Raw genomic sequence first — 2,894 nt, forward strand, 5'->3', positions numbered from 1 at the left:
TCGGTTACTGTAAAGGAAGAGGCGAACCTGCTTTTAAATCGATTTTGAAAGTTATACCGATATTTATAATCTTGAGATTTTGCTGGAAGAAAAAATCTAAAGAGCAACTGAAGTACTACTGAGGCAAGGAGTTACCTCAGCAATAGTACTATCAGTCTTCTATGATGGTTTTATAAGCGACTTTTCTCACCAGAAGTATTGATACTTTCATCTTCAAACTCTGGATAAACGGGTAGATTAGCACCACCAGTTGGAAATTCTTCTACCCATATTTTCGACAGGTAGTTGCTATGTAGAGATACATGGAGATTAGGAGAAAGCGGAAACTTCCTCCGTTCATCAGTAATCGAAGTAAGTGACGAAACTTTAACGATTATTTTTGAACATGGAGGAAGTCGTGAACGCTAGAAGTGTATCTTTCGCAGAAAAGCGAATCTACATAGGGTTGGATGTGCACCGGTCGTTTTTCGTTGCAACTTGTTTGTGTGAGGGGGCGGTTGTGAAGCGGTGCCGTATGCCAGCTCGCTCAGAAGCGGTTATCTCGCTGATATCGAAGTACTTCCCTGAATCAAAAGTAAAGACCTGTTATGAAGCTGGTTCGTTAGAGTCTTAAGGGCAGCGTGAGTTGCTTACTTTTTCTCTGTCGCAAGAGCCACGTTTGTGAATCCAGCCTGCTGTACTGTCTCCATTGTAGCCTCGGAAGTATTATCAATTCGGACGATTACGGGATGAGCCTCTGGTAGAGAGCGATTAAGAGCGGAGAGCTTTTCCTTTAAGGCGTTAAGAGACATGCTTTGACCATCAAGGAGAAAGGAGTCTATATCAACTGCCGTGATTTGAAGCGCCTGCTGATTGTTTGATGTTTCTCCTGTCTCGGATTGGGGCAAGTGAATATCAAGCGCCTGCTCTTTTAGGAACGTACTCGTCAGCATGAAAAAAATCAGGAGCAGGAATACGATATCAATGAGTGGAGCGATATTCAGCTGAACAGCAACCTTAGGACGTTTTGCAATATCCATTGAGAACCCTCTCCCTTTGATACTTTAGTTGAGGCTCGGCTGAATATTCATGGTGCGTTCGGCTGTCATATGCGTGCCTTCTCCAGAACTTTCCTCGAGAATCAGCCTTCTTTTGAATAGGAGTCTTTTACCGAGATCGCTTATTCGAGCCGCTCGATTATCGACTTCTCCCTCAAAAAACGAGTACGTCGCAGTTGCAGGGATAGCAATAGCAAGTCCTGCTGCTGTTGTAAGTAGCGCCTCCCAGATCCCTCCAGCAAGCAGCCCTGGTTCTACCTGTGTGCCAGCTGCTTCGAGGCTTACGAATACCTCTATCATTCCTAGCACTGTTCCGAGAAGTCCGAGCAGCGGGGCTAATTGTGCAATCATCCCGAGGGGGCGGAGCCAAGCTTCTAGCGAACGTATTTCCCGGGTTGCAAGTCGACCGAGTTCAACTTCAAGCTCTTTGTTGCTGATGCCAGGGCGGAATTCAGCCTCCAACAGCGGAAGAAATATTTTCTTTAGTGCTCCAAGATTGCTCTGAAAGAGGGCAGAAAATCGGGGGAAATTCGGCTGACTGTAAAGTGTTGCAAATTCTTCACACAGCTCAGGTGTTGGAAGCTTTGTTCTACGGAAGTGAATCAGTTTGAAGATAATCAGCGACAGTCCTCCTACTGAGAAAAAGAGAAGAGTAGCCATTACTGGACCACCGTGTAGGAGAAGTTCTATATAATTCATGAGCATGTATAAGCTGTCCGGAACCCGTGACTACCTCTCAGGGAATTCCTTGGTTTATCGCTTGCTGATTGAACGGTAACCGCATTAACAACCCCCGCTACACATCATCAAGTACCTTATTGGTATACCAAGCAAGAGGTCTATATGCAATGCGAGGGGGTGTTTTTTCTAAAAATCAGGCAAAGACACCTCTTTTATTCGCCTTTGAACCACTTAAGCACCTGTTCTGGATGGCTCTCTGCCTTTGGTACCCGCTTCCAATGCTTCTCAACCTTTCCATCGGGACCAATGATGGTTGTTGAGCGAATAGTGCCCACAGTTTTCTTTCCGTACATATTTTTCTCTCCCCATGCCCCGTACTTTTCCATGGTGGCTCCATTGGGGTCGGATAGAAGCACGAAGGGAAGCTTAAATTTTTCAATGAATGCATCATGCGACTCAAGTGAGTCGCGGCTTACGCCAAGTATGACGGCGTTCTTTCTTGAAAATTGGCTTTTAAGCTTTTTGAAATTACACGCTTCCTTTGTGCAGCCAGGAGTATCATCTTTCGGATAAAAGTAGAGGATGACCGTTTTCCCGGCATAGTTTTTCAAGGAGTGCTTCTCTCCATCACTTCCCTGTAGAGTAAAAGCAGGTGCTTTCTTTCCGACTTCAATAGCCATGTGTATTCTCCACCGATATTCTGAACGTTAAATTAAGACACCCTAAGACTATAAAGATTAACGAAGGAAAGGTCGAGACCAGAGCGCCATGGATGGTGGCATACAGCGGGGAAGACTTAGAAGAGGATGGTGGATCGACTACTTGAAATGAGCCCCCAACGCTCTATGCTGCTTGTGTTTGTTGCAAAACAAAGTGTCGCTTGGCAAGTTCTGCCATAATTTCATAGAGCTCAACAAGACCTTTGACGCTTACAGCCTCATCGTCAATATGTCCATTTGTGCTTTCCGGGAGCATCAGAAGGATAGAGCTCCCTTGTTCAGTAAACCAGCGTGCATCACTTCCAGTATTATTCTTTGTGTATTGAACATCATGCCCCCTCTCCTTGAGAATCTGGCTCAACAGGCAAAGGGAGGAGTCTTCTTGAGAAACTGATACCGGGTCGCCAGTAGTAAGCTTAAATCACTATGATTTGCAGTCTCAAAGCTTCTCACTCAC

General features: G+C 45.3%; 4 protein-coding genes. All 4 read right to left on the bottom strand.

Translation table 11 applies throughout. The features are described from left to right. Positions 1-629: 629 nt before the first annotated feature. Positions 630-1,019: a biopolymer transporter ExbD gene (locus tag EBR25_13005; protein ID NBW41900.1), complete on the bottom strand. Its 390-nt coding sequence runs from the start codon at positions 1,017-1,019 to the stop codon at positions 630-632. Positions 1,020-1,043: 24 nt separating this feature from the next. Beyond that, entirely contained in the window at positions 1,044-1,742 is a 699-nt protein-coding gene (locus EBR25_13010; GenBank protein ID NBW41901.1) for a MotA/TolQ/ExbB proton channel family protein, read from the bottom strand. Between the two features lie 188 nt (positions 1,743-1,930). Continuing rightward, a complete protein-coding gene (locus EBR25_13015; protein NBW41902.1) occupies positions 1,931-2,398 on the bottom strand; it encodes a peroxiredoxin in 468 nt (155 codons plus the stop codon). 163 nt (positions 2,399-2,561) lie between these two features. Next, on the bottom strand, positions 2,562-2,798 hold the full coding sequence (locus EBR25_13020) for a hypothetical protein (GenBank protein ID NBW41903.1): 237 nt from the start codon (positions 2,796-2,798) through the stop codon (positions 2,562-2,564). Between the last annotated feature and the right edge of the window lie 96 nt (positions 2,799-2,894).

It is taken from the genome of bacterium, from assembly GCA_009926305.1.
In the GTDB taxonomy this organism is placed as follows: domain Bacteria; phylum Bdellovibrionota_C; class UBA2361; order UBA2361; family RFPC01; genus RFPC01.